Genomic DNA, 3,241 nt, shown 5'->3' on the forward strand with positions numbered 1-3,241 from the left:
CCCACCACCTCTGCGCCGCCACCGCCCTCGCCCTCTGGCTGGAGCCCGTCTTCCAGACCATCGTGTTCGGGCAGATCAACCTCGCCCTCGCCTGCCTGATCCTCTGGGACCTGACCAGACCGGACGGCGCCCCGGGCAGAGGCGTCGCGCTGGGCGTCGCCGCCGGGATCAAGCTCACCCCGGCCTTCTTCATCGCGTACCTCTTCCTCACCGGCCGCGTACGCGAGGCGACGACCGCCCTGGCGGCGTTCGCGGGAACCGTGCTGCTCGGCGCGCTCGCGCTCCCCGCCGCCACCGTCGACTTCTGGACGCGCCGCGTCTTCGAGACGGGCCGCGTCGGCAAGGCGTGGATCGTCGACAATCAGTCCCTCCAGGGCCTGATCGCCCGCGCCCTGCACGAGGCCGAACCAGGCCTCGCCTGGGCAATCCCCGCCGCCCTGACGGCCGCCACCGGCCTGTGGCTGGCCCGCCGCAGCACCGCCCACAGCCCTCAGGCCCACAGCCCCCACGGCGTACTCCTGGCCGCCCTCACGACCCTCCTGATCTGCCCCATCAGCTGGTCCCACCACTGGGTGTGGTGCGTACCGCTGCTGGCCCTCCTGATCGCCGGGGGCAGACCCCGCCTGGCCGCCGCCGTGGCCGCGCTCTTCCTGGCCCGCACCTTCTGGCTGCTCCCGCACCAGGGCGACCTGGACCTCCGGCTCCCCTGGTGGCAGCAGCCGCTGGCCTCGCCGTACCCACTCCTCGCGCTGGCGCTGCTGCCACTCTTGAGTACGTACATGAGTACGAGGGCAGAGGTGCCGCCCCCGCGCGCCGAGGTTGACTCGCCCCATGGAACACGCCGAGTCCCGCGCCGCCTGGGCCGCCCGTAACGCCGCCTACGCCGAGGCCAACCCCATCCCGCGGCCCTCCCGCGTGCTGGCCCTGGCCCTGGCGACGCCCACCGTGGTGCTGCTCCTGGCGCTCGGCTGGCTGATCGTCGCGCTCGACGCGAGCATCGGCAACCCGTCGTCTCCGGAGCACCAGGAACTGCTGGCCCGCTACGTCCTGGGGGCGTTCGGGGGCCTCGGCTGCCTGACGGCGGGCTGGCTCACGCCGCGCGACTCACGGGCGGCGTGGCTGCGTACGGCGTTGGCGTGCACGTCGGTCGTGGTGGTCCCGACGGCGATACTGGCGGGAGCCTGAGAAGGGCCGCTCCCGCCCAGCTCCCCTCCGTCAGCTCCCCGCCAGCAACTCATCCGCGTCGACGATCCGATACGCGTACCCCTGCTCGGCGAGGAACCGCTGCCGGTGCGCGGCGAAGTCCTGGTCGATGGTGTCCCGCGCGACGACGGAGTAGAAGCGGGCCTCGTGCCCGTCCGCCTTGGGCCGCAGCACGCGTCCGAGCCGCTGGGCCTCCTCCTGGCGCGACCCGAACGTGCCCGACACCTGGATGGCGACGGTGGCCTCCGGCAGGTCGATGGAGAAGTTGGCGACCTTCGACACGACGAGTACCGAGATCTCGCCTTCCCTGAAGGCGCCGAAAAGCTTCTCGCGCTGCGCGTTCGTGGTCTCGCCCTTGATGACGGGCGCGTCCAGGTGCTCACCCAGCTCGTCGAGCTGGTCGATGTACTGCCCGATGACGAGGGTCTGCTCCCCGGCGTGCTTCTTGACCAGCGCCTCGGTCACCTTCCGCTTGGTCGCGGTCGTGGCGCAGAAGCGGTACTTCTCCTCGGCCTCGGCGGTGGCGTACGCGAGCCGCTCGCTGTCCGTGAGGTTGACCCGGACCTCGACGCAGTCGGCGGGCGCGATGTAGCCCTGCGCCTCGATCTCCTTCCACGGGGCGTCGAACCGCTTGGGCCCGATGAGCGAGAAGACGTCGGACTCGCGCCCGTCCTCGCGTACGAGGGTGGCGGTGAGCCCGAGCCGGCGGCGCGCCTGGAGGTCGGCGGTGAACTTGAAGACGGGCGCCGGCAGCAGGTGCACCTCGTCGTAGATGACCAGGCCCCAGTCGCGGGAGTCGAACAGCTCCAGGTGCGGGTAGATGCCCTTCCGCTTCGTCGTGAGGACCTGGTACGTGGCGATGGTGACGGGCCGGATCTCTTTCCTCGTACCGCTGTACTCGCCGATCTCGTCCTCCGTCAGGGAGGTCCGCTTCACCAGTTCGTGCTTCCACTGGCGGGCGGAGACGGTGTTGGTGACGAGGATGAGCGTGGTCGCCTTGGCCTGCGCCATGGCCCCGGCGCCGACGAGGGTCTTGCCGGCCCCGCACGGCAGTACGACGACGCCGCTGCCGCCGTGCCAGAAGCCCTCGACGGCCTGCTGCTGGTAGGGCCGCAGCGCCCAGCCGCTCTCGTCGAGGTCGATCTTGTGGGCCTCGCCGTCGACGTACCCGGCGAGGTCCTCGGCGGGCCAGCCCAGCTTCAGCAGGGTCTGCTTGACCTGTCCGCGCTCGGAGGGGTGGACGGCGACGGTGTCCGCGTCGATCCGCTCCCCGACGAGCGGCTGCACCTTCTTGGAGCGCAGGATCTCTTCGAGCACGGGCCGGTCGGTGGTGGTGAGGACGAGGCCGTGGGTGGGGTGCTTGGAGAGGGTGAGGCGGCCGTAGCGTGCCATCGTCTCGGCGACGTCGACGAGCAGGGCGTGCGGGACGGGGTAGCGGGAGAACTCCACGAGGGCGTCCACGACCTGCTCGGCGTCGTGCCCGGCCGCGCGGGCGTTCCACAGGCCGAGCGGGGTGACGCGGTAGGTGTGGATGTGCTCGGGCGCGCGCTCCAGCTCCGCGAACGGGGCGATGGCGCGGCGGCAGGCGTCCGCCTGCTCGTGGTCGACCTCGAGCAGGAGAGTCTTGTCCGACTGGACGATGAGGGGACCGTTCACGCGAGCGCCCTTTCCTTAGGCCAAACATCCAGTGTGCCGCATCGCCCCCCCAGGGGGGTGCGGGGAACCTCACGGGGCGGGCGCGGAGGTCCTTCACGCGCGGGCCGCCGTATGGCCGCTCGCGCAGTTCCCCGCGCCCCTTACGGGGCGCCCCGATAGGGGCGCGAGGAACTGCGCGACCAGCCACGACGCCCCCGCAGGGAAACACGAGACCGATCGAGCCCCGTCAGGGGCGCGGGGAACTGCGCGACAAGCCACAACAGCCCCGCAGGGAAACACGAGACCGATCGAGCCCCGTAAGGGGCGCGAGGAACTGCGCGACAAGCCACAACAGCCCCGCAGGGAACACGCACACAAGCCCCGCCAGGGACCCGCGAGGAAC

The 3,241-nt window shown here is 71.6% G+C and carries 3 protein-coding genes; 2 read left to right on the forward strand and 1 reads right to left on the reverse strand.

Annotated elements, in window-relative coordinates; genetic code table 11:
• Both GKQ77_RS30535 and GKQ77_RS30540 read left to right on the forward strand, forming a co-directional pair.
• Positions 1–872 (forward strand): glycosyltransferase 87 family protein (locus GKQ77_RS30535; RefSeq protein ID WP_219692363.1); only part of this gene is annotated, 872 nt, incomplete at its 5' end.
• Positions 832–1,185 (forward strand): hypothetical protein, encoded by a 354-nt coding sequence (locus GKQ77_RS30540; RefSeq protein ID WP_219692364.1) that lies wholly within the window; start codon positions 832–834, stop codon positions 1,183–1,185. The genes GKQ77_RS30535 and GKQ77_RS30540, both read left to right, overlap by 41 nt.
• Positions 1,186–1,215: 30 nt before the next feature.
• On the opposite strand, the gene GKQ77_RS30545 is transcribed toward GKQ77_RS30540, so the two are convergent.
• A complete protein-coding gene (locus GKQ77_RS30545) occupies positions 1,216–2,859 on the reverse strand; it encodes a DNA repair helicase XPB (RefSeq protein ID WP_219692365.1) in 1,644 nt (547 codons plus the stop codon).
• Between the last annotated feature and the right edge of the window lie 382 nt (positions 2,860–3,241).

The sequence above is a fragment of the Streptomyces anatolicus genome (assembly GCF_019400875.1).
GTDB classification, from domain to species: Bacteria; Actinomycetota; Actinomycetes; order Streptomycetales; family Streptomycetaceae; genus Streptomyces; species Streptomyces anatolicus.

Coding starts and splice junctions, on each gene's coding strand:
- GKQ77_RS30540 (WP_219692364.1), top strand. CDS start 832: ATGGAACACGCCGAGTCCCGCGCCGCCTGGGCCGCCCGTAACGCCGCC.